At 72.3% G+C, this 22,790-nt stretch carries 18 protein-coding genes; 9 read left to right on the forward strand and 9 right to left on the reverse strand.

The window, feature by feature from the left end:
- Window positions 1-339: 339 nt before the first annotated feature.
- Window positions 340-960, forward strand: coding sequence for a phosphoribosylglycinamide formyltransferase (purN, locus tag LQ51_RS21400; RefSeq protein ID WP_046568411.1), 621 nt, complete (start codon window positions 340-342; stop codon window positions 958-960).
- Window positions 957-2,525, forward strand: coding sequence for a bifunctional phosphoribosylaminoimidazolecarboxamide formyltransferase/IMP cyclohydrolase (gene purH, locus LQ51_RS21405; RefSeq protein ID WP_046568414.1), 1,569 nt, complete (start codon window positions 957-959; stop codon window positions 2,523-2,525). The genes purN and purH overlap by 4 nt, the downstream gene beginning before the upstream one ends.
- A gap of 87 nt (window positions 2,526-2,612) precedes the next feature.
- On the opposite strand, the gene LQ51_RS21410 is transcribed toward purH, so the two are convergent.
- The 5 genes from LQ51_RS21410 to LQ51_RS21430 form a co-directional block, all read right to left on the reverse strand.
- Window positions 2,613-3,641, reverse strand: a complete 1,029-nt coding sequence (locus LQ51_RS21410; RefSeq protein ID WP_046568416.1) for an ABC transporter ATP-binding protein — start codon at window positions 3,639-3,641, stop codon at window positions 2,613-2,615.
- The gene (locus tag LQ51_RS21415; RefSeq protein ID WP_046568417.1) at window positions 3,625-4,662 is read right to left on the reverse strand and encodes an ABC transporter ATP-binding protein; all 1,038 of its coding nucleotides are present in this window, start codon (window positions 4,660-4,662) and stop codon (window positions 3,625-3,627) included. The genes LQ51_RS21410 and LQ51_RS21415 overlap by 17 nt, the downstream gene beginning before the upstream one ends.
- 124 nt (window positions 4,663-4,786) lie before the next feature.
- Window positions 4,787-5,743 (reverse strand): ABC transporter permease, encoded by a 957-nt coding sequence (locus LQ51_RS21420; protein WP_046568419.1) that lies wholly within the window; start codon window positions 5,741-5,743, stop codon window positions 4,787-4,789.
- Between the two features lie 72 nt (window positions 5,744-5,815).
- The gene (locus tag LQ51_RS21425; protein ID WP_046568421.1) at window positions 5,816-6,754 is read right to left on the reverse strand and encodes an ABC transporter permease; all 939 of its coding nucleotides are present in this window, start codon (window positions 6,752-6,754) and stop codon (window positions 5,816-5,818) included.
- Between the two features lie 180 nt (window positions 6,755-6,934).
- Entirely contained in the window at window positions 6,935-8,539 is a 1,605-nt protein-coding gene (locus LQ51_RS21430; protein ID WP_046568423.1) for a peptide ABC transporter substrate-binding protein, read from the reverse strand.
- A 410-nt stretch (window positions 8,540-8,949) separates the two neighbouring features.
- Here LQ51_RS21430 and LQ51_RS21435 point away from each other — a divergent pair, with 410 nt between their 5' ends.
- The 3 genes from LQ51_RS21435 (at window position 8,950) to LQ51_RS21445 (ending at window position 12,375) form a co-directional block, all read left to right on the forward strand.
- The gene (locus LQ51_RS21435; protein ID WP_046568425.1) at window positions 8,950-9,813 is read left to right on the forward strand and encodes a bifunctional methylenetetrahydrofolate dehydrogenase/methenyltetrahydrofolate cyclohydrolase; all 864 of its coding nucleotides are present in this window, start codon (window positions 8,950-8,952) and stop codon (window positions 9,811-9,813) included.
- Window positions 9,814-9,913: 100 nt separating this feature from the next.
- Window positions 9,914-10,864, forward strand: coding sequence for a malate dehydrogenase (mdh, locus tag LQ51_RS21440; RefSeq protein WP_046568427.1), 951 nt, complete (start codon window positions 9,914-9,916; stop codon window positions 10,862-10,864).
- A 293-nt stretch (window positions 10,865-11,157) separates the two neighbouring features.
- Window positions 11,158-12,375, forward strand: coding sequence for an NADP-dependent isocitrate dehydrogenase (locus tag LQ51_RS21445; protein ID WP_046568429.1), 1,218 nt, complete (start codon window positions 11,158-11,160; stop codon window positions 12,373-12,375).
- A gap of 398 nt (window positions 12,376-12,773) precedes the next feature.
- On the opposite strand, the gene galT is transcribed toward LQ51_RS21445, so the two are convergent.
- The 3 genes from galT to cysC form a co-directional block, all read right to left on the reverse strand.
- A complete protein-coding gene (gene galT / locus LQ51_RS21450; protein ID WP_046568432.1) occupies window positions 12,774-13,850 on the reverse strand; it encodes a galactose-1-phosphate uridylyltransferase in 1,077 nt (358 codons plus the stop codon).
- The gene (locus LQ51_RS21455) at window positions 13,847-14,635 is read right to left on the reverse strand and encodes a DeoR/GlpR family DNA-binding transcription regulator (RefSeq protein WP_046568569.1); all 789 of its coding nucleotides are present in this window, start codon (window positions 14,633-14,635) and stop codon (window positions 13,847-13,849) included. Before LQ51_RS21455 ends, galT begins: the two co-directional genes overlap by 4 nt.
- 291 nt (window positions 14,636-14,926) lie before the next feature.
- On the reverse strand, window positions 14,927-16,456 hold the full coding sequence (gene cysC, locus LQ51_RS21460; RefSeq protein WP_046568433.1) for an adenylyl-sulfate kinase: 1,530 nt from the start codon (window positions 16,454-16,456) through the stop codon (window positions 14,927-14,929).
- A 165-nt stretch (window positions 16,457-16,621) separates the two neighbouring features.
- On the opposite strand from cysC, the gene LQ51_RS21465 reads away from it, so the two are divergent.
- The 4 genes from LQ51_RS21465 to LQ51_RS21480 are packed head-to-tail and all read left to right on the forward strand — an operon-like array spanning window position 16,622 to window position 20,073.
- Window positions 16,622-17,536: an ABC transporter ATP-binding protein gene (locus LQ51_RS21465; protein ID WP_046568435.1), complete on the forward strand. Its 915-nt coding sequence runs from the start codon at window positions 16,622-16,624 to the stop codon at window positions 17,534-17,536.
- Window positions 17,529-18,410 carry an ABC transporter permease gene (locus LQ51_RS21470; protein ID WP_046568437.1) on the forward strand — a complete coding sequence of 294 codons (882 nt, stop codon included), beginning with the start codon at window positions 17,529-17,531 and terminating at the stop codon, window positions 18,408-18,410. The genes LQ51_RS21465 and LQ51_RS21470 overlap by 8 nt, the downstream gene beginning before the upstream one ends.
- Window positions 18,407-19,360 carry an ABC transporter ATP-binding protein gene (locus LQ51_RS21475; protein ID WP_046568439.1) on the forward strand — a complete coding sequence of 318 codons (954 nt, stop codon included), beginning with the start codon at window positions 18,407-18,409 and terminating at the stop codon, window positions 19,358-19,360. The genes LQ51_RS21470 and LQ51_RS21475 overlap by 4 nt, the downstream gene beginning before the upstream one ends.
- Window positions 19,361-19,362: 2 nt before the next feature.
- On the forward strand, window positions 19,363-20,073 hold the full coding sequence (locus LQ51_RS21480) for an ABC transporter permease (protein WP_046568441.1): 711 nt from the start codon (window positions 19,363-19,365) through the stop codon (window positions 20,071-20,073).
- A 96-nt stretch (window positions 20,074-20,169) separates the two neighbouring features.
- Here the strand turns inward: LQ51_RS21480 and valS are convergent, their stop codons facing one another.
- Entirely contained in the window at window positions 20,170-22,785 is a 2,616-nt protein-coding gene (gene valS / locus LQ51_RS21485; RefSeq protein ID WP_046568442.1) for a valine--tRNA ligase, read from the reverse strand.
- Window positions 22,786-22,790: the final 5 nt, after the last annotated feature.

A 22,790-nucleotide genomic window follows, 5' to 3' on the forward strand; every position in this document is an offset into this window, starting at 1 on the left:
GCGGCGGCTGCGCGTACGGGTCGTACTGCGGGGAGGTCGGGTCCTGGTTGGGCTGCTGCTGGCCGTACGGGTCCTGACCGGGGTAACCGGGCTGCATTGCTGGTTGCTCCTCAAACTGGGGGTCGACGGTCCATGGTCGGTCGCTGCCGCTCATCATTCCGCCCAGCACCGGGACGCCGCGACACACGGGCCCGGGACCAAGGTCACGATGTCGACGCCGGGCCGGGCGTACGCCGGCACCGGGCGTCGGCAGCGTATCGTGCCGCCGCCACCGGGGTGATCTCTCACGATGCCGCGCCCGACCGCTGGACGGCCGGCCCGGCCCGATAGGGTTGCCCGGTGACCGAGCCCGCGTCCGTCGCCCGCCTCGTCGTCCTCGTCTCCGGTTCCGGCAGCAACCTCCAGGCCCTGCTGGACGCCGCCGCCGACCCCGGCTACGGGGCACGGGTCGTCGCCGTCGGCGCCGACCGGGACGGGATCGCCGGTCTGGACCGGGCCGCGGCGGCCGGGGTGCCCTCCTTCGTCGAGCGGCTCAAGGACCATCCGTCCCGGGAGGACTGGGACAAGGCGTTGACCGCCCGGGTCGCCGAGCACGAGCCGGACCTGGTGATCAGCGCGGGCTTCCTCAAGCTGGTCGGCCCGCACTTCCTGGGCGCGTTCGGCGACCGCTACCTCAACACGCACAACACCCTGCTGCCGGCGTTCCCCGGCATCCACGGCCCCCGGGACGCGCTCGAGTACGGCGTGAAGGTCACCGGGGCCACCCTGTTCTTCGTCGACGCCGGGATGGACACCGGCCCGATCGTCGCCCAGGTCGCCGTCCCGGTGCTGGACGACGACGACGAGGAGACGCTCACCGAGCGCATCAAGTCCGCCGAGCGGCGCCAGCTCGTCGAGCAGGTCGGTCGGCTGGTCCGTGACGGTTGGACGATCACCGGCAGAAAGGTCACTGTTCCGTGAGCACGACTGAGGACGTCCGGCGCCCGATCCGGCGGGCACTGGTCAGCGTCTACGACAAGACCGGCCTGGTCGACCTGACCGGCGCCCTGCACCAGGCGGGGGTGGAGATCGTCTCCACCGGCAGCACCGCCGCGACGATCGCGGGCGCGGGCGTGCCGGTGACGCCGGTCGAGCAGGTGACCGGCTTCCCGGAGATCCTCGACGGCCGGGTGAAGACGCTGCACCCGAAGATCCACGGTGGTCTCCTCGCCGACCTGCGCAAGGACGCGCACGCCGCCCAGCTCGACGAGCACGGCATCGCCGGCATCGACCTGCTGGTGTCCAACCTCTACCCGTTCCAGGCGACGGTGGCCTCCGGCGCCAGCCGGGACGAGTGCGTCGAGCAGATCGACATCGGTGGGCCGGCGATGGTCCGGGCCGCGGCGAAGAACCACGCCTCGGTGGCCGTGGTGACCGACCCGGCGGCGTACCCGGCGCTGCTCGACGCCCTCGCCGAGGGCGGCTTCACGCTGGCCCAGCGGCGGGCGCTGGCGGCCCGCGCCTTCGCCGACATCGCCGAGTACGACGTGGCCGTGGCCGAGTGGTTCGCCCAGGACCCGGCGGACGCCGACTGGCCGCCGCGCTTCGCCGGGCTGGCCCTGCGCCGCCAGGCGGTGCTGCGCTACGGGGAGAACCCGCACCAGGCGGCGGCTCTGTACGCCGACCCGGCCGGTCCGGCCGGTCTCGCGCAGGCCGAGCAGCTGCACGGCAAGGAGATGTCCTACAACAACTACGTGGACGCCGACGCCGCCTGGCGGGCCGCGCACGACTTCCCGGAGCAGCCGGCGGTCGCCATCATCAAGCACGCCAACCCGTGCGGCATCGCGGTCGGCGCGGACGTGGCCGAGGCACACCGCAAGGCGCACGCCTGCGACCCGGTCTCCGCGTACGGCGGGGTGATCGCGGTGAACCGGCCGGTCAGCGTGCAGCTGGCCCGCCAGGTCGCGGAGATCTTCACCGAGGTGCTGGTGGCGCCGGGCTTCGACGAGGGCGCGGTGGAGATCCTCCAGGGGAAGAAGAACATCCGGCTGCTGCGGGCGCCCGCCTTCGCGCCGGCGGCGACCGAGTGGCGGCAGGTCAGCGGCGGGGTGCTGGTGCAGCGGCGGGACGCCGTCGACGCGGCGGGCGACGACCCGTCCACCTGGACGCTGGCCACCGGTACGGCCGCCGACGAGGCGACCCTGCGCGACCTCGCGTTCGCCTGGCGGGCGGTCCGCGCGGTGAAGAGCAACGCCATCCTGCTGGCCCGCGACGGCGCCACCGTCGGGGTCGGGATGGGCCAGGTCAACCGGGTGGACTCGGCGCGGCTCGCGGTGAGCCGGGCCGGCGCCGACCGGGCCCGCGGCTCGGTCTGCGCGTCGGACGCGTTCTTCCCGTTCGCCGACGGTCCGGCGATCCTCATCGAGGCCGGCGTCCGGGCGATCGTGCAGCCCGGCGGCTCGATCCGGGACGAGGAGACGATCGCGGCGTGCAAGGAGGCCGGGGTCACGTTGTACCTCACCGGCACCCGGCACTTCTTCCACTGACGGCGCATCGGGCGCGGGCCGGCCGGTCCCGCGACTGACCGACGGCGGAGCGGCCCCTCCCGAGGCGGGCCGCTCCGGCCGACGGACTCAGGCGGCCGCGCGTACCTCGGCGAAGTGGCAGGCCGACGGGTGCGGGTCGGCCGCCCGCAGCACGGCGTGCGGTTCCTGGGTGGCGCAGACCTCCTGCGCCTTCCAGCAGCGGGTCCGGAACCGGCAGCCCGACGGCGGGTCGGCCGGGCTCGGCACGTCGCCGGTGAGCCGGATGATGCTGCGGTCCGTCCGGGCGTCCGGGTCGGGCACCGGCACCGCCGAGAGCAGCGCCTGGGTGTACGGGTGGGTGGCCCGCTCGTAGATCTCCTCCTCGGTGCCGATCTCCACGATCTTGCCGAGGTACATCACGGCGACCCGGTCGGAGATGTGCCGGACCACCGACAGGTCGTGGGCGATGAAGATGTACGACAGCCCGAGCTCGTCCTGAAGCTGCTCGAGCAGGTTGATCACCTGGGCCTGGATGGAGACGTCCAGGGCGGACACCGGCTCGTCACAGACGATGATCTCCGGTCGCAGGGCCAGCGCCCGGGCGATGCCGATGCGCTGCCGCTGGCCGCCGGAGAACTGGTGCGGGTAGCGGTTGATGTGCTCCGGGTTCAGCCCGACCACGTCCAGCAGTTCCTGCACCCGCCCCCGCTTGCTGCCCTTCGGGGCCGCCTCCGGGTGGATGTCGAACGGCTCGCCGATGATGTCGCCGACCGTCATCCGCGGGTTGAGCGAGGTGTACGGGTCCTGCATCACCATCTGCATGTTCCGGCGCAGCCGGCGCAGCTCGGAGCCGGAGGCCTTGAACAGGTCCCGCCCCTCCAGGGTGGCCCGGCCGGCGGTCGGCGACTCCAGCCGCATGAGCAGCCGGGCCAGGGTCGACTTGCCGCAACCGGACTCGCCGACCACGCCGAGGGTCTCGCCGCGGCGCAGTTCGAAGCTGACCCCGTCGACGGCCTTCACCGCGCCGATCTGCTTCTTGAACAGCACCCCCTGGCTGATCGGGAAGTGCTTGACCACGTTGTCGACGGAGAGGAGCGTCTCGCCGCGGACCTTGGTGGGGCTAGCGGGCGCTGTCATCGCGGACCTCCTGGGCGAAGTGGCACGCGCTGGTCCGGCCGTCGCCGAGGACCAGGTCGTGCGGCACCTCGTCCACGCAGACCTGCTGCGCGTACGGGCACCGGGGGTGGAACGGGCAGCCGGAGGGGATCCGCATGAGGTTCGGCGGCAGCCCCTTGATCGTGGCGAGCGCCTGGCCGCGGACGTCCAGCCGCGGGATCGACTCCAGCAGACCCTTGGTGTACGGGTGCGCCGGCGCCCGGTACAGCGAGCGCACGTCGGCGTGCTCGACGATCCGGCCGGCGTACATGACCGCGATCCGGTCGGCCACGCCGGCCACCACACCGAGGTCGTGGGTGATCAGGATCATCGCCATGTTGAGGTCGCGGCGCAGGTCGGCCAGCAGGTCCATGATCTGGGCCTGCACGGTGACGTCGAGCGCCGTGGTGGGCTCGTCGGCGATCAGCACCTTCGGGTTCAGGGCGAGCGCCATCGCGATCATCACGCGCTGGCGCATGCCGCCGGAGAACTGGTGCGGGTAGTCGCCGAGCCGCTTCGCCGCAGCCGGGATCTTGACCAGGTCCATCAGCTCGACGGCCCGGCGGCGGGCGTCGGCCCGGGACATCCCCTCGCGTTGGCGCAGCGTCTCGCCGATCTGCCAGCCGACCGGGAAGACCGGGTTCAACGCCGACAGCGCGTCCTGGAAGATCATCGCGATCTCCTTGCCGCGTACCTGCCGGCGCTGCTCCTCGGACCGGGTCAGCAGGTCCTGGCCCTGGTAGAGGATCTGACCGGCGGTGATGTGCGCCGGCGGAGTGTCCAGGATGCCCATGATCGCCTGGGCGGTCACCGACTTGCCGGAGCCGGACTCGCCGAGCACGGCCAGGGTCTCGCCGGGGTCGAGGTGGTACGACACCCCGTTGATCACCTTGGCCACGCCCTCCCGGGTGCGGAACTCGATGTGCAGGTCCCGTACGTCGAGCAGGTGGCCGCCGGGCGGAGTGGGGGAGGCCGGGGTGGGTTGGACAGCGGACTGGGTCACTGCGCCTGCCTTTCGCTCGCGGCTGCGGGGCTCGCTGCGCTCACTCCTCGCGCTCGCACTGCCTGCCTTTCGCTCGCGGCTGCGGGGCTCGCTGCGCTCACTCCTCGCGCTCGCATGAGGGCCCTCACCGCAGCTTCGGGTCGAAGGCGTCGCGGATCGCGTCGCCCAGCATGATGAAGGCGAGCACGGTCAGCGCGAGGAAGGCCGAGGGGACGATCAGCGGGGTCGCCGACTCCCGCATGTGGATGCGGCCGGTGTCGATGTCCTGACCCCAGGAGATGGTCGGGGCCTTCAGGCCGATACCGAGGAAGCTCAGGGTCGCCTCGGCCGCGATGAACGAGCCGAGCGCGATGGTGAGCACCACGATCGCCGGGGCGAGCGCGTTCGGCAGGATGTGCCGCCACATGATCCGGCCGTTGCCGGCGCCGAGCATCCGCGCCGCGGCCACGTAGTCCTGCTCCTTGGCGGTGATCACCGAGGAGCGGACCACCCGGGCCGCCGTGGTCCAGCCGAGCACCGCCAGTACGAAGATCACCGCGAACAGCCGGACGTTGTCGCTGCTGGTGCTGACCCGCTTGAGCAGCACGATCGCGGCGAGCAGCAGCGGGATGCCGAGCACGATGTCGATCACGCGGGAGAGCACCGCGTCCACCCAGCCGCCGAAGTAGCCGGCGAGCATGCCGACCAGCAGCGCGATCACGCCGGTGGCCAGCGCGGCGAGGGCGCCGACCAGCAGCGAGGCACGGGTGCCGTAGACCGCTCGGGCGTAGACGTCGCAGCCCTGGAAGTCGTACCCGAGGATGGCCGCGCCGGACGGCCCGGCGTGCTGCCGGGAGAGCAGGCAGTCCCGCGGGTCGTTGCCGGTGAACAGCGACGGCACGGCGGCCATCGCGGTGAAGAGCACGACCAGGCCCAGGCTGATCCAGAAGATCGGGTTGCGGCGCAGGTCCCGCCAGGCGTCGCCGGCCAGGCTGCGCGGCTTCTGCGGGGCGCCGACCTGGTTGGGCGTGCCGGGCTCGCCGGAGACGCCGCGCCGCGCGGCCTGGTTCTCGGTGGCGGCCACGGTCTCGAAATCGCTCATGCCCGCACCTCGTTCCGCTCGGCGCGGTCACGAGCGGTCGGGCACACCGCGTGGTTGCTTCGTTCGCTGCGCTCACTCATAGCGGATCCTCGGATCGAGTACGGCGTACAGGACGTCCACCACCAGGTTGGAGATCAGGTAGACCACGACGAGCACGCTGACGATGCCGACCACCAGCGGGCCGTCTTCGGTGCGGATGCCGCGGAACAGGTTGAAGCCGACGCCGGGGATGTTGAACACGCCCTCGGTGATGATCGCGCCGCTCATCAGGTTGCCCAGCTCGACGCCGAGGAAGGTGATCACCGGGATGAGCGAGTTGCGCAGTACGTGGACGCTGACGATCCGCCGCTTGACCAGGCCCTTCGACCGGGCGGTCCGGACGTAGTCGGCGCGCAGGTTCTCCGCCACCGAGGTGCGGGTCAGCCGCAGGGCGGTGGCCAGCGACAGCGAGCCGAGCACGATGCCGGGCAGCAGCAGCGCGTAGAGGCTCGGTTGGGCCCCGGCGGTGGGCGGGAAGAGCTGCCACTTGACGCCGAGGAAGTACTGCGCGAGCGGGGCCAGGACGATGGTCGGGATGCCCAGCACCAGCAGGGTGAGCACCAGCGTCGAGTTGTCGAAGATGCTCGCCCGGCGGATACCGGCGATCACGCCGGCCGTGACGCCGAAGAGGATGGCCACGGCGAGCGCGATGAGCGCCAGCCGGACGGTGACCGGCCAGGCCTGCTGGAGGATGTCGCCGATCTGCCGGCCGGTGAGCGACTGGCCCAGGTCGCCCTGGAGCAGGTTCTTGACGTAGTCGAGGTAGCGGTAGAAGAAGCCGCCGACGCCGGTGGCGTCCAGGTGGTACTTCTCCGTCAGGTATGCCCGCTGGGCCGCGGTCACCGGCCGCTCCCCGGCGAGGGCCTGGATCGGGTCGCCCTGCCCGGCGAACATCAGCGCGTAGACGATCAGCGTGGTCCCGAAGAACGCGAGGACCATCTGCAGGAGGCGCCGCAGGATGAAGCGGAACATGCTTGCCAGTCTCTCCGGAATAGCGCGAAAGGGGCGCTGGATGACATCTCTGGTGTACCGGAAATTAGCCACCGCCGCCCTCGGGCCGGCGCGGGGGCGGGGCCCGCGGACCGCCGGCGGGTCGCGCCGCCACGCGCCGGGCCACCCGGGTCGCCCCGGGTGGCCCGTGCCGTGGTCAGCTCAGCTGGCCGCCTCGATCTTGACGAGGTTGACCCGCTGGAACAGGTCCATCTGGACGTTCTTGACCTTGCTGGAGTGCCCGAACACGTTCTCGCCGAAGCGCAGCGGGATCACCGGCATGTCCTTGGCCAGGATGTCCTCGGCCTGCTGGTACTTCTTGATCGCCTCTTCCTGGGTGGGCGCGGCCGAGCCCTCCTTGACCAGGCGGTCGAACTCCGGGTTGCTGTAGCCGTAGTAGTTCGACGAACCGTTGGTGCTGTACAGCGGGCCGAGGTAGTCCTCCATGGACGGGTAGTCCATGACCCAGCCCATCCGGAACAGACCCACCGGCTGCTTCTTCTCGACCTTGGTCAGCAGGTCGGCGAACTTCGGCTCGGCGGAGCCGACGCAGTCGACGCCCAGGTTGGCCTTGAGCTGGTTGCAGGTCGCGTCGACCCAGTCCTTGTGACCGCCGTCCCCGTTGTAGGAGATGGTGATCTTCGACGGGCCGCCGGCGGCCTGGTAGAGCTTCTTGGCCTCGGTCGGGTTGAACTGGCCCGCGGCGCCCGTGGTGTTGTCCCGGTAGCCCGGCAGCACCGGCGAGACGAACGAGCGGGCGGGCTGCTGGGACTCCTTGAAGATCGACTTGGTGATCTCGTCCCGGTCGATCGCCATCGAGATCGCCTTGCGCACGTCCGGCTTGCTGTACTCCTTCTCGAACGTCGGGAAGGCCAGGAACTGGAACGACGACATCGGGCTGGTCTGGTAGTTCTCGCCCAGGTCGCTCTGCGCGGTGCTCAGGTTCTCCGTCGGGATGGTCGGCAGCACGTCGAGGTTGTCCGACTGCAGGTCCGAGTACGCGGCCGTGAGCTGCTGGTAGACCCGGAACTCGACGTCCTTGACCTTGGGCTTCTCGCCCGGGTAGGCGTCGTAGCGCTCGACCTCGAGCTTGCTGTCGTGCTGCCAGGTGCCCTTCATCTTGAACGGGCCCTGGCCGATCGGCGCCTGCTCGTACGAGTCGTTGAGCACGCCCGGCGCGGAGAACGCGGCCTTCGGCAGCGGGTAGAACGCGGTGTAGCCGAGCATCGACTTGAAGTCGATGTACGGCTCGGAGAGCGTCACCCGGAAGGTGAGGTCGTCCACCTTCTCCAGGCCGGACATCGTGGTGGCCTTCGGCTTCTCACCCTGCAGGTCCTGGTAGCCCGCGATCTTCTCGAAGAAGTAGCTCGCGCCCTGGCCGTTGGGCGCGTACGCGCCGTAGTTCCAGGCGTTGATGTAGTCGTCGGACGTGACCTTCTGGCCGTCGTGGAAGGTGAAGCCGTCCTTGAGCTTGATCGTCCAGACCTTGTTGTCCGACGACGTCACCGACTCGGCGGCCACCTCGTAAGGCTTGTTCTGCGCGTCGTAGTCGACGAGCGGGCTGAACAGGCCGGCGAGCACCTGTGAGCCGGACGTTTCGGTGGTGTTGGTGGGAACCAGGTGCTGCGGCTCCGCGATCTGGATGCTGACGCCCGCACCCTGGCCGCTGCCGCTGGAGTCACCGTTCCCGCCGCTGCCGCAGGCCGCCAGGCCCAGCGTCACCACGAGCGGGAGGGCGGCCCAGGCGGCGAGTCTACGAACACGCATGAACTCTCCTCATCTCCTCACGCTGCGCAGTCAGGCCCGACGCTGGGTAACGCTGCGCAACGATCGGTAACGGTAGGTCGCGTGCCGACGATCGACAACGGAAGGGTTGCGAACCGGTAACGGAAGGTGCCGACCCGGCTTGTCGCCGCCGGACCGGCGTGGTACGGCAAAGCTCCTAAAAGCCTCCGGCCAGGGCTTCCGTGCCGGGCGGGTGCGCGGTACGTCGTGGTCACGATGCGGCCGGGTCGATCCGGCGGGGCTGTCCGGCTCGTCCGGTCCGATCCCCTGGCGTCCGGCTCGGTTGTGGGGTGCGGCACATTTGGTGACTCTCGGTGACAATCGCCACCTGACGGATCGTCACCGTTCGCCGTCAACGACCCGCCCGCCCCGCGCCGTGAGACGATCCATGCGTGACGGCGACCATCCTCGACGGCAAGGCGACCGCGGCGGAGATCAAGGACGAGCTGCGGACGCGGGTCAAGGCGCTGGCGGAGCGGGGCATCACGCCCGGGCTGGGCACGGTCCTGGTCGGCGCGGATCCCGGCTCCCAGGCGTACGTCAACGGCAAGCACCGGGACTGCGCCGAGGTGGGCATCGCCTCGATCCGGCGCGAGCTGCCCGCCGACGCCACCCAGGAGCAGCTCGACGCGGTGCTGGCCGAGCTGAACGCCGACCCGGCCTGCCACGGCTACATCGTCCAGCTGCCGCTGCCGGCCCACCTGGACACCCAGCGGGCGCTTGAGCTGATCGACCCGGCCAAGGACGCCGACGGGCTGCACCCGGTCAACCTGGGCCGCCTGGTCCTCGGCTACGACGCACCGCTGCCCTGCACCCCGCGCGGCATCATCGAGCTGCTGCGCCGGCACGACGTGCCGCTGCGCGGCGCCCGGGTGGCCCTGGTCGGGCGGGGCAACACGGTCGGCCGGCCGCTGGGCCTGCTGCTGACCCGGCGCAGCGAGAACGCGACGGTGACCCTCTGCCACACCGGCACGCTGGACCTGGCCGCGCGTACCCGCGAGGCGGAGATCGTGATCGTGGCGGCCGGGGTGCCGGGCCTGCTCACCGCCGACATGGTCAGCCCCGGCGCGACCGTGGTGGACGTGGGCATCACCCGGGTGGTCGGCGCGGACGGCAAGGGCCGCTACACCGGAGACGTCGACCCGGAGGTGGCCGAGGTGGCGGGCAGGCTGGTGCCGATGCCGGGCGGGGTCGGTCCGATGACCCGCGCCATGCTGCTGACCAACGTGGTCGAGCGGGCCGAGCGGCAGGAGTGAGCCGCCCAGGCAGGTCATAACTGTCCGCCCCTGGCCCGATCAGTGCCAGGATGGCTGATACGGTCCGGAAAACCGACTGGTATCAGGGAGTGGGACGACCATGGGTAAGAAGGTCACTGTCGTCGGGGCCGGCTTCTACGGCTCCACCACCGCACAGCGCCTGGCCGAGTACGACGTCTTCGACACCGTCGTGATCACCGACATCGTGGAGGGCAAGCCGGCGGGCCTCGCGCTGGACCTCAACCAGTCGCGGGCCGTCGAGGGCTTCGAGACCAAGGTCGTAGGCGTCACCACCGGCCCGAACGGCGAGGGTTACGAGGCCATCGAGGGCTCGGACGTCGTGGTCATCACCGCGGGCCTGCCGCGCAAGCCGGGCATGAGCCGGATGGACCTGCTGGAGACCAACGCCAAGATCGTCCGCCAGGTCGCCGAGAACGTCGCCAAGTACGCCCCGAACGCCGTCGTCATCGTCGTCTCCAACCCGCTCGACGAGATGACCGCGCTGGCCCAGCTCGCCACCCAGTTCCCCAAGAACCGGGTGCTCGGCCAGGCCGGCATGCTGGACACCGCCCGCTTCACCAACTTCGTCGCCGAGGCGCTGAACGTACCGGTTAGGTCGGTGAAGACGCTGACCCTCGGCTCGCACGGCGACACCATGGTCCCGGTCCCGTCCAAGAGCACCGTGAACGGCAAGCCGCTGCGCGACGCGATGCCGGCCGAGCAGATCGAGGAGCTGGTCGTCAAGACCCGCAACGGTGGCGCCGAGGTGGTCGCGCTGCTCAAGACCGGTTCGGCGTACTACGCCCCGTCTGCCGCGGCGGCCCGGATGGCGAAGGCCGTGGCCGAGGACTCCGGCGACGTCATGCCGGTCTGCGCCTGGGTTGACGGGCAGTACGGCATCTCCGGCGTCTACCTGGGCGTCGAGGCCGAGATCGGCGCCGAGGGCGTCAAGCGGGTCGTCGAGACCGACCTGGACGCCGACGAGCTGGCCGCCCTCAAGGAGGCCGCCGAGGCCGTCCGCGCCAAGCAGGCCGACGTAGCCAGCATGTGATCCCCGCACCACCCCGCAGGGCCACCCCGGCCCCCACCGCCCCACCCCCCCCACCCCCCACCCCCACCCCCCACCCCCACCCCCACCCCCTACCACCGCCCCGGCCCCGGGACCCGCTCGGACGATCAAGGAGTTTTCGTCAGGACGGGCCGGATCCTGGACGAAAACTCCTTGATCAACCCGGTGAGGGGGTGGGGTGGGAGGGAGGTGGGAGGGTGCGGTGGGGGGTCGTCGGCGGTTTCCAGTACGCTCGTACTGCTTGAGCACGTGTCCCCCGAGAGGAGCGCCGGCCGATGGCGAAGATCAAGGTAAACAACCCGGTCGTGGAAATCGACGGCGACGAGATGACCCGGATCATCTGGAAGCAGATCCGGGAGCAGCTGATCCTGCCCTACCTCGACGTCGACCTGCACTACTACGACCTGTCGATCCAGCACCGCGACGAGACGGACGACCAGGTCACCGTCGACGCCGCCAACGCCATCAAGGAGCACGGCGTCGGCGTCAAGTGCGCCACCATCACCCCGGACGAGGCCCGGGTGGAGGAGTTCGGCCTGAAGAAGATGTGGCGGTCGCCGAACGGCACCATCCGCAACATCCTCGGCGGCGTGGTCTTCCGCGAGCCGATCATCATGTCGAACGTGCCGCGGCTCGTCCCGGGCTGGACCAAGCCGATCATCATCGGCCGGCACGCGCACGGCGACCAGTACAAGGCCACCGACTTCGTCGTCCCCGGCCCGGGCACGGTGACCATCACCTACACCCCGGCCGACGGCGGCGCGCCCATGGAGATGGAGGTCGCCAACTTCCCCGGCGGCGGCGTCGCCATGGGCATGTACAACTTCGACGAGTCGATCCGGGACTTCGCCCGCGCCTCGATGCGCTACGGCCTGGACCGCGGCTACCCGGTCTACCTGTCCACCAAGAACACCATCCTCAAGGCGTACGACGGCCGGTTCAAGGACATCTTCGCCGAGGTGTTCGAGAACGAGTTCCGGTCGGAGTTCGAGGCCGCCGGCATCACCTACGAGCACCGGCTGATCGACGACATGGTCGCCGCCGCGCTCAAGTGGGAGGGCGGGTTCGTCTGGGCCTGCAAGAACTACGACGGTGACGTGCAGTCCGACACCGTCGCGCAGGGCTTCGGCTCGCTGGGCCTGATGACGTCGGTGCTGATGACCCCGGACGGCCGTACGGTCGAGGCCGAGGCCGCGCACGGCACCGTCACCCGGCACTACCGGCAGTACCAGAAGGGCGAGAAGACCTCGACCAACCCGATCGCCTCGATCTACGCCTGGACCCGGGGCCTGTCCCACCGGGGCAAGCTGGACGGCACCCCGGCGGTCACCGAGTTCGCCAACACCCTGGAGCAGGTCATCGTCGACACCGTCGAGGGCGGCCAGATGACCAAGGACCTGGCGCTGCTCATCTCGCGGGACGCCCCGTGGCTGACCACCGACGAGTTCATGAACGCGCTGGACGAGAACCTGGCCCGCCGGCTCGCCGCCTGACCGTTCCGTTCACCCGGAAGCCCGTCGACCGCCCGGTCGGCGGGCTTCCGCGTACCCGAAGTCGCGTCACCTCGCCCCGGCGCGCCTCGTTGAACAGGCTGGACGCGATGCCAGTCCCGTCCAGGAGGGCTGACGCGGTCGTCTCGCGGCGATCAGCCAGCCGTTCCCCGGCTGTCACGCACAGCCAGCCGTCCCTTCCCTTGCGGGGGGCCCTGTCCCGGGCCCCCCGCGCCCTGTTTTCTCCCGGGCGAGCCGGCCCGCCGGTCCGGTCGGTCCGGTCGGTCGGGTCGGTCGGGTCGGTCGGGTCGGTCGGGTCGGTCGGGTCGGTCGGGTCGGTCGGGTCCGGGTGTTGAGCGGCGGACCTCCGCGCTACCGCAGGCGTTGAGCAGGCCCTTTTCTCAGGCGGCGCGGAGCAGTTCCGCGGCCCGCTCGGGCGCGATGTCGTTGATGAACACGCCCATCGCCGACTCCGTGCCGGCCAGGTACTTCAGCTTGTCCCTGGCCCGCCGGATGCTGAACAGCTGCAGGTGCAGGTGGCCCAGCTCGCGGTCGATCCGCACCGGCGCCTGGTGCCAGGCCGCGATGTACGGCATCGGCAGGTCGAACAGCCCGTCGAAGCGGCGCAGCACGTCCAGGTAGAGCGGGCCGAAGGCGTCCCGCTCGGCGTCGTCCAGCGCCGGGATGTCCGGCACCGGCCGGTGCGGGGCCAGATGCACCTCGAACGGCCAGCGGGCGGCCGCCGGCACGTACGCGGTCCAGTGGTCGTTGGCCGCCACCACCCGGTCCCCGGCGGCGCGCTCGGCGGCGAGCACGTCGGCGTAGAGGTTGCCGCCGGTGCGCTCGGCGTGCCGGCGGGCGGCGGCGAGCATGGTGCGGGTCCGCGGCGTCACGAACGGAAACGCGTAGATCTGCCCGTGCGGATGGTGCAGGGTCACGCCGATCTCCACCCCACGGTTCTCGAACGGGAAGATCTGCTCGACGCCGGGCAGGGCGCCCAGCGCGGTGGTCCGGTCGGCGAGCGCGTCCAGCACGGTGCGCACCCGGCGGGGGGAGAGGCTGGCGAACGAGGCGTTGTGGTCGTCGGTGAAGCAGACCACCTCGCACCGGCCGCGCCCGGGGCGGACCGGGGTGAACGGGGTGATCTCGGCGGCCGGCTCCTCGGCGATCCGCTGGCTCAGCGACGGGAAGCGGTTCTCGAAGACGACCACGTCGTAGTCCGGGGCCGGGATCTCGCTGAGCCGGTCGCCCCGGGACGGGCAGAGCGGGCACTCGTCGGCCGGGGGCAGAAAGGTGCGGGTCTGCCGGTGCACCGCCACCGCCACCCACTCGTCGGTGAGCGGGTCGTACCGGAGTTGGGAGGCGGGCGGCGGCGGGGGCAGGTCGCGCCGGTCCGGCTGGTCGCGGACCGCGTCGTCCCGCTCGTCGAAGTAGATCAACTCGCGGCCGTCGGCCAGCTCGATCTGCGTACGCTTCACTGCGCCCCCTCCGTGGCCGGCACGATGACCAGCTCACCCACCCTGTCCCCGAGTACCCGCCGCGCCTCGGGTGCCAACCGGTCGTCGCTGACCAGCACGTCCGCCGCGTCGAGGCCGACGATCGAGGAGATGCCGACCGTCCCCCACTTGGTGTGGTCGGCGAGCACCACCAGCCGGTCCGCGGCCGCCACGAGCGCCCGGTCGGTGTCCGCCTCCATCAGGTTCGGGGTGGTGAACCCGGCCCGTTCGCTGATCCCGTGCACGCCGAGGAAGAGCAGGTCCAGGTGGAGCGCCCCGAGCGCCGCCACGGCCAGCGGGCCGACCAGCGCGTCCGAGGGCGTGCGTACGCCGCCGGTGAGCACCACGGTCTGGTCGGGCCGGCCGCCGACGTGCAGGATCTCGGCCACCGGCAGCGAGTTCGTCACCACCGTGAGGTCGGGCACGTCGACCAGGCGGCGGGCCAGCTCGGCCGTGGTGGTGCCGGCGGAGAGCGCGACCGCCGCGCCGGGCGGGACGAGCTGCGCGGCCCGGGCCGCGATGGCCGCCTTCTCGCCGGCCTGGCGGACCGACTTGGCGTGGAAGCCGGGCTCGTCGGTGGAGCCGGGACCGGCGAGCGTGGCGCCACCGTGCACCTTGGCCAGCAGGCCCTGCTCGTGCAGCGTCTCCAGGTCGCGCCGGATGGTCATGTCGGAGACGCCGAACTCGCCGGCCAGGTCGGTGACCCGTACCCCGCCGGCGGCGCGGACCCGTTCCAGGATGGCCGCCTGCCGTTGTCGCGCCAGCACCCGCCCCACCTTCGGCTCCGCGACCACGTCTCCACGGGGTCGAACGCATTCCAACAAAGACGAACACTAGCGCGCACCAGCGCACAAAGGAAGGAAGCGGTGCGGACCGGCGGCGGCCGGCCCGCTGGCAGGCCCGTCGGGTGGGCGGCCCGGCCGGGTGGCAGGCCGGCCCGGGTGGCGCGGGCCGGTCGGGTGGGCGGCCCGGCCGGGTGGCAGGCCGGTCCGGGTGGCAGGCCGGTCCGGGTGGCGCGCGCCGGTCGGGTGGCGCGGGCCGGTCGGGTGGCGGGGTGGTCAGGCCGAGCGGAGGCGGGGCTCCACCCAGCCCGCCTCGACCAGGTGGTCCATCACCTGCTGCACCGCCTCGTCGACGGCCAGGTCGGAGGTGTCCACCATCAGGTCCGCGTCGGTCGGCTCCTCGTAGGGGTCGTCGATGCCGGTCATCCCGGTGAGCAGGCCGGCGCGGGCCCGGGCGTACAAGCCCTTGCGGTCCCGCTGCTCGCACACCTCGAGCGGGGTGGCCACGTGGACCAGCAGGAAACCCGCCCCGGCCGCGTGCGCCATCTCCCGGGCGGTGGCCCGGGCGGCCGCGTACGGGGCGATCGGGCAGCAGATGCCGACGCCCCGGTGCCGGGCGATCTCGGCGGCCACCCAGCCGATCCGGCGCACGTTGGCGTCCCGGTCGGCCTTGCTGAAGCCCAGGCCGGCGGAGAGCTCCCGGCGCACCACGTCCCCGTCCAGCAGGGTGACGGTCCGGTCGCCGTTCTCCCGGAGCAGGTCGGCCAGCCCGCGGGCGATGGTCGACTTGCCCGACCCGGAGAGGCCGGTCAGGAAGATCACCAGGCCCCGGTGCCGGCGGGGCGGGCGGGCCCGGGCCAGCTCCTTGGCCACCGCCGGCGGGGTGTGCCATTCCGGCAGCGGGAAGCCCCGGTCCAGCAGGTCGTCGATCTCCTCCTGGCTCAGCGCCAGCCGCCGGTTGCGCGGCGGGATGTCCTCCCGCCAGCGCCACTGCCCGTCCCGGTTGTCGTAGGCCAACTCCCGGGGCACCAGCACCCGCAGGCCGGCGCCGGAGAGCATGCCCTCGGTGGAGAGCAGGTGGGTCACCCCGTACGCGGCGGCGACCCGGGCCCGCAGCAGGGCGTCGCTGATCTCGTCGCGCCGCCGGGCCAGCGGCACCGCCACCAGGGTGGCCGGGGGCATCCGGTCCCGGGCCGCGAAGACGCTGCGGACCAGCGCCTCGGCCGGCAGCCCGCCGGTCGCCTCCTCACCCACCGGGATCAGCACCAGCAGGTGTGCGCCGAGGGTACGGGCGGCGTGGGCGATCTGGGCGAGCTGCGGGCGGTGCAGCGGACGGTCGGCGAAGACACCGAGCACCCGCCCCGGGGGCAGCAGCGCGCGGATCTCCTCCGGGCTGCGCCGCAGCCGCTGGAACGGCCCGTGCCCGCCGTCGCCCAGCCGGCGGACCGTGCCGCCCACGCCCACCACGCCCTCGCGGGTCGGCCAGACGTCGGTCACGTCCATGGCGGCGACCGGCGCGCCCTCGCCGTCGGTCAGCACCAGCGCCCGGCGCTGCGGGTCGTCGAGCGCGAGCCCCTCGGTCAGCCCGGCCGGTGCCTGCAGGGTCACCGGCACCGACCACGGGGTGCCGTCGGCCAGCCGGCCGCGCCGGCCCACCGCGACCAGGTCGGCGCGGGTCATGAAACCGGTCAGCGGGGCGTACGCCCCGGTCAGCAGCAACTCCAGATCGGCCAGCTCGGCGTTGCGGAGCGCGTACGTCGGCGCATCCCGCAACACGTCCTCGGGCAGCACCCACCCGTTGTTCATCGAACCCCCAAGTCACCGGCCGGCCCACAGTTTCTCAGCCCACCGGCGATCGGTCGAGAGCGCCACTCCCGGCCCTGGCCCGCCGCGTGGCGTCCGGGCGGAATCAGGGGCAACCCCGAGCGTTTCCCGATACCCGGGACCGCCCCGACTTCCTAGGCTGTCGGCGTGACACTGCTCGCGACCGAGTCGCTGACCAAGACGTACGGAGGCCGGGTCACCGCGTTGGCCGACCTCACGGTGTCGGTCGAGCCGGGGATCATCGGGCTGGTGGGCGCCAACGGCGCCGGCAAGTCCACCTTGATCAAGATCCTGCTGGGCCTGCTCGCCCCGACCAGCGGCCGGGTCAGCGTGCTCGGCCTCGACCCCACCACCGACCCGGCGGCGGTCCGCGCCCGGGTCGGCTACATGCCCGAGCACGACGCCCTGCCGCCCGACCTCACCGCCGCCGAGCTGGTGACCCACCTGGGCCGGATGAGCGGCCTGCCGCGCACGGTCGCCCGGGAACGGGCCTCCGAGGCGCTGCGCCACGTCGGCCTGCACGAGGAGCGGCACCGGGCCGTCGGTGGCTACTCCACCGGCATGAAGCAGCGGGTCAAGCTCGCCCAGGCCCTGGTGCACGACCCCGACCTGCTGCTGCTCGACGAGCCGACCAACGGCCTCGACCCGGCCGGCCGGGACGCCATGCTCGCCCTCATCCACCGGATCGGCACCGAGTTCGGCATCTCCGTGGTGGTCTGCTCGCACCTGCTCGGCGAGGTCGAGCGGATCTGCGACACGCTGGTCGCCATCGACGGCGGGCGGCTGCTCCGCGCCGACCGGGTCGCCGCGATGACCTCCGCCACCGATGTGCTGGCCGTGGAGGTCAGCGAGGGCACCGACGACCTCGCCGCCCGGCTGGCCGGGCTCGGCCTGCCGGTGAGCCGGGAGGGCCGGCTGCTGCTCGTGCCGCTCGCCGACGACGCCACCTACGACCAGATCCTCGGCGCGGTCGCCGAGCTGGACCTCCCGCTGCACCGGCTGGACCAGCGCCGGCACCGGGTGGCCGAACTCTTCGCCACGAGGGAGCCGAGCCATGCCTGAACCGACCGGCGTCATCCACGACATCGGATACCAGCGCTACACCGGTCCCCGGCTGGGCCGCCGGCACGTCTTCGGCGCGCTCTACCTGCACGGGCTGCGGACCGCCTTCGGGCTGGGCCGCTCCGCGAAGGCGAAGATCTTCCCGTGGCTGGTGATGGGCATCGTGCTCGTCGTGGCCGCCGGGCTCACCGCCGTGCGCACCCAGCTCGGCGAGGTCGTCATGACGTACGCCCAGTTCGCCGACACGATGAGCTGGCTGGTCATCTTCTTCGTCGCGGTGGTCGCGCCGGAGCTGGTCTCCCGCGACCTGCTCAGCGGCGTGCTGCCGCTCTACTTCTCCCGGCCGCTGCCGCGCGGCGACTACGCGCTGGCCAAGCTCGGCGCGCTGGCCACCGCGCTCTGGCTGCTGCTCGGTGCGCCGCAACTGCTGATGTTCCTGGGCGCCGCCTTCACCACCGACGACGGGATGCGCGGGGTCTGGAACGAGCTGGGCGACCTGTTGCCCGGCCTGCTCTACGCGGCCCTCTGGGCGGTGGTCTTCGCCTCGATCGGGCTGCTCATCGCCTCGCTCACCGGCAAGCGGGCGTTCGCGGCCGGCGGCATCGTGGCCGTGTTCCTGATGACCGCCCCGATCGTCGGCATCCTGTCGATCATGCCGTCCCGGACGGTCAACGAACTGGCGATGCTCGGCTCGCCCACCGCCCTGGTCCATGCCGTCGGCCAGTACACCCTCGGCGACCTGCTGGTCCCCGGCGGGCAGGGCGAGGACCAGATCGGCGGCTTCGGGCCGGTCTACCTGGCCGTCGCCGTGCTGCTGGTGGCCGGCTGCGTCGCCCTGCTGCTCATGCGATACCGGAAGGTGGCCGCCCGATGACCACGATCAGCACCGAGCCGGCGGCCCCGGCCACCCCCGCCTCGACCCTCGACCTCGCCGGCGTGTCCCGCTGGTACGGCAACGTGGTGGCGGTCAACGACGTCACCATGCGGCTCGGCCCCGGGGTGACCGGCCTGCTCGGGCCGAACGGCGCCGGCAAGACCACGTTGCTGCACATGATGGCCGGCTTCCTCGCCCCGTCCCGCGGCGAGGTCACCCTCGACGGGGCGCCGACCTGGCGCAACCCCGACGTCTACCGTCGGCTTGGCCTGGTCAGCGAGCGGGAGGCCGTGCACACCTTCCTCAGCGCGTACGAGTTCGTGCTGGCCAGCGCGAAGCTGCACCGGCTGCCCGACCCGGAGGACGCGGCCCGCCGGGCGATCGCGCTGGTCGAGATGGAGGGCGCGCAGGACCGGAAGATCGGCACCTACTCCAAGGGCATGCGGCAGCGCACCCGGGTCGCCGCCGCGCTGGTGCACGAACCGCGGGTGCTGCTGCTGGACGAGCCGTTCAACGGGATGGACCCTCGGCAGCGGCTGCACATGATGGCCCTGCTGCACCGCCTCGGCGACGCCGGCCGGACCATCCTGTTCAGCTCGCACATCCTGGAGGAGGTCGAGCAGGTCTCCGGCACCGTGCAGGTGATGGTCGCGGGCCGGCTCGCCGCCTCCGGCGACTACCGGACCATCCGCCGGCTGATGACCAACCGGCCGCACGTGTTCGCGGTCCGCTCCACCGACGACCGGGCGCTCGCGGTCGCGCTGATCGCCGAGGAGTCGGTGACCGGGGTGGAGCTGGGCCCCGCCGGGCTCACCGTCCGGGCCGGCGACTACGGCGCCTTCACCCGGGCGCTGCCGAAGATCGCGCTGGCCCGGGGGCTCCGGGTCCGGTCGCTGACGCCCGAGGACGAATCGTTGGAGAGCGTCTTCTCCTACCTGGTGGGGAGCTGACCATGTCGACCGTTACCTGGATCACCGCGCGCGGCCTCTTCGGCCGGCGCCGGTTCCTGCTGCTGCTCCCGCTGCCGGCGTTGCTGCTGGCGCTGGCGATCCTCTCCCGCTCGCTCGGCGTCGACCCCGGCCAGTGGGGGCCGGCCGTGCTGGTCGGGCTCGGGCTGGCCGTGGTGCTGCCGGTGGTGTCGCTGATCATCGGCACCGGCGTGCTCGGCGCCGAGATCGACGACGGCACGGTGGTGCACATCCTCACCAAGCCGCTGCCGCGCTGGCAGATCGTGCTGCCCAAGCTGGCGGTGGCCACCGGGGTCAGCGCGGCCACCGTCGCCGTCCCGCTCTACGTCGCGGGTGTGCTCGCCCATTCGGTACGCCTCGGACTGGCGCTCGCCGCCGCGTCGGCGCTCGGCGCGCTGGCCTACTCGGCGCTGTTCCTGGCGCTCAGCCTGCTCACCCGCCGGCCGGTGCTGCTCGGCCTGGTCTACGTGCTGATCTGGGAAGGGCTGCTCGGCCGCTTCGTCGACGGCACCAAGGTGCTCTCCGTCCAGCAGTGGGTGATCGCGCTGGCCGACCGGATGGCCCCCACGGACCTGCTCGGCACCACGGTGTCGGTGCCGGTCGCCGGCGTGCTGACCGCCCTGCTCGCGGCCGGCTGCACGGTGCTGGCCGTCGACCGGCTGCGCTCGTTCAGCGTGGCCGGCGAGACGAGCTGATCCACGCGACCGCCCACCCTCCCCGGGCGGTCACCGGTCCCCGGAGAAAGTGGCCGCCCGCCTGGCGGCGGCCACTCTCTCCGGGGACCCACGGGTTCAGAACGCGCAGGCGACCACCAGCTCGGTCGTGCGGTCCGGCAGCAGGTCGAGCTTGGCGATCCGGCCGGCCGCCCGGACGTCGTCGGCGACCAGGGCGAGCCGTTCCAGCAGGGCGGCCGGGCCGAGCGCCTCGGCCAGCGGCACGTCCGCCTTCATCGACAGCTTTCGCTCCGACTTGGCCCGGCGCACCTGGCCCAGCGCGTCGGCGGCCAGCCGCAGCAGCTCCGGATCGGCCGGCCCCTGCACGGCCCGGCCCACCTCGTACGTGGTGGGCCAGGTCGACCGGTGCACCGACCCGTACCGCCACCAGGACCAGACCTCCTCGGTGACGAAGGGCAGCACCGGCGCGAAGAGCCGCAACTGCACCGAGAGGGCGGTGGCCAGCGCCGCCCGGGCCGAGTCGGCCCCCGGCCCGGTGCCGTAGGCGCGCTCCTTCACCAACTCGATGTAGTCGTCGCAGAACCGCCAGAAGAAGGCCTCGGTGGCGATCAGGGCGGCGGTGTGGTCGTACCCCTCGAAGGCCGTGGTCGCGGTGGCGACCACGGCAGACAGTTCGGCGAGCATGGCGGTGTCCAGCGGCTCGGTCGCCGGGGCGCGCAACGCCTCGGCGGCGCCCAGCCCCAGCGCGAACTTCGACGCGTTGAGCAGCTTGGTGGCGAGCCGGCGACCCACCTTGATCTGGGCCGGGTCGAAGGCGAGGTCCATCCCGGGCTTGCCGTTGGCCGCCCAGTAGCGCACCGCGTCCGAACCGTGCTGCTCCAGCAGGCCCATCGGGGTGACCACGTTCCCCTTGGACTTCGACATCTTCTTCCGGTCCGGGTCGAGGATCCAACCGGAGAGCACCGCGTCCCGCCAGGGCAGCACGCCGTGCTCCAGGTGGGCGCGGACCACCGTGGCGAACAGCCAGGTCCGGATGATCTCCTGCCCCTGCGGGCGCAGGTCCATCGGGAAGACCCGGCGGAACAACTCCGGGTCGGTCTCCCAGCCGCCCACGATCTGCGGGGTCAGCGACGAGGTGGCCCAGGTGTCCAGCACGTCCGGGTCACCGACGAAGCCGCCGGGCACCCCGCGCTGCGCCTCGTCGAAGCCGGGCGGCGGGTCGCTGGACGGGTCGACCGGCAGTGCCGCCTCGTCCGGTGTGAGAGGGTTGCGGTAGTCCGGCTCGCCAGTGTCGTCGAGCCGGTACCACACCGGCACCGGCACGCCGAAGAAGCGCTGCCGGCTCACCAGCCAGTCCCCGGTGAGGCCGCCCACCCAGTGCTCGTACCGGTGCCGCATGTGCTCCGGCACCCAGCGCAGCTCCCGGCCCCGGGCCAGCAGTTCCGCTCGCAGGACCGGCTCCCGCCCGCCGTTGCGCAGATACCACTGCCGGGTGGAGACGATCTCCAGCGGCCGGTCGCCGCGCTCGTAGAACTTCACCGGGTGGGTCACCGGGCGCGGCTCGCCCACCAGGTCACCGGCGTCGGCCAGCAGCTCCACGATGGTCCGTCGGGCCCCGTTCACGGTCTGCCCGGCCAGCGCCGCGTACGGCTCGGCCGGCACCCCGGCCGGCGGCTCGCGGAGCAGCCGACCGTCCCGGCCGATCACCACCCGGGTCTCCAGCTCCAGGTCCCGCCACCAGGTCACGTCGGCCAGGTCGCCGAAGGTGCAGACCATCGCGATGCCGGTGCCCTTGGTCGGGTCGGCCAGCGAGTGCGCGTGCACCGGCACCTCGACTGCGAACAGCGGGCTGCGCACGGTCCCGCCGACCAGGCCGGCGTACCGGTCGTCGTCGGGATGGCAGACCAGCGCCACGCAGGCCGGCAGCAGCTCCGGCCGGGTGGTGTCGATCAGCACCTCGCCGCCGTCCGGGCGGTGGAAGCGCAGCCGGTGGTACGCGCCCGGTCGCTCCCGGTCCTCCAACTCCGCCTGGGCCACCGCGGTGCCGAACCCGACGTCCCACAGCGTCGGCGCCTCGGCCTGGTACGCCTCGCCCCGGGCCAGGTTGCGCAGGAACGCCCGCTGGCTGGTCGCCCGGGCCAGCCGGCCGATCGTGGTGTACGTCAGCGACCAGTCCACCGACAGCCCGAGCCGCCGCCACAGCGCCTCGAAGACCTTCTCGTCCTCCGCGGTGAGCAGCTCACACAGTTCGATGAAGTTGCGCCGGGAGATGGTGACCGGGTCCTTCCGGGCCGCCTCGGTCACCGGGGTGGCCGGCGGCCGCCAGTGCGGGTCGTACGGCAGCGCCGGGTCGGGGCGCACCCCGTACACGTTCTGCACCCGGCGCTCGGTGGGCAGGCCGTTGTCGTCCCAGCCCATCGGGTAGAACACGTTCCGGCCGCGCATCCGCTGGAACCGGGCCACCGTGTCGGTGTGCGTGTAGGAGAAGACGTGCCCCATGTGCAGCTCGCCCGATACGGTCGGCGGCGGGGTGTCGATGGAGTACACGTCCCGCCCACGACCGTCCGGGTCCGGCGCGGCCGACGCCGCGTCCCCACCCCGGACAGCCGGCTTCGCGCGGTCGAACGTGTAGGTCCCGTCCTCCTGCCAGCGGCGCGCCCAGGTCTCCTCGATGCCGTCCAGGGTCGGACGCTCGGGGATGCCGGCGCGGGCCGTCCTCGCCGTATCGGTCATCCGTC

The sequence above is a fragment of the Micromonospora sp. HK10 genome, from assembly GCF_000982955.1.
GTDB lineage: Bacteria > Actinomycetota > Actinomycetes > Mycobacteriales > Micromonosporaceae > Micromonospora.